Annotated in this window: 1 pseudogene; it reads left to right on the plus strand. The window is 75.4% G+C overall.

Going from position 1 to position 268, the window contains the following annotated elements:
• Window positions 1-268: pseudogene (locus tag OO48_RS34175) on the plus strand (P-type ATPase actuator domain-containing protein); the annotation flags it as partial.

The raw sequence follows: 268 nt of genomic DNA on the forward strand, positions 1-268 counted from the left end.
CACCCAACTCGCCCGGATGGCCAAGCTGGTGGAGGACGCCCAGAACGGCAAGGCCGCCGCCCAGCGCCTGGCCGACCGGATCTCCGCCGTGTTCGTGCCCGCCGTGATCCTGATCGCCCTCGGCACCCTGGTCGGCTGGCTGCTGGCCACCGACAGCCCCGCCGAGGCGTTCACCGCGGCCGTCGCGGTGCTGATCATCGCCTGCCCGTGCGCCCTCGGCCTGGCCACCCCGACCGCCCTGCTGGTCGGCACCGGACGCGGCGCGCAG

The sequence above is a fragment of the Kitasatospora phosalacinea genome (assembly GCF_000716545.1).
Classification (GTDB): domain Bacteria; phylum Actinomycetota; class Actinomycetes; order Streptomycetales; family Streptomycetaceae; genus Kitasatospora; species Kitasatospora phosalacinea.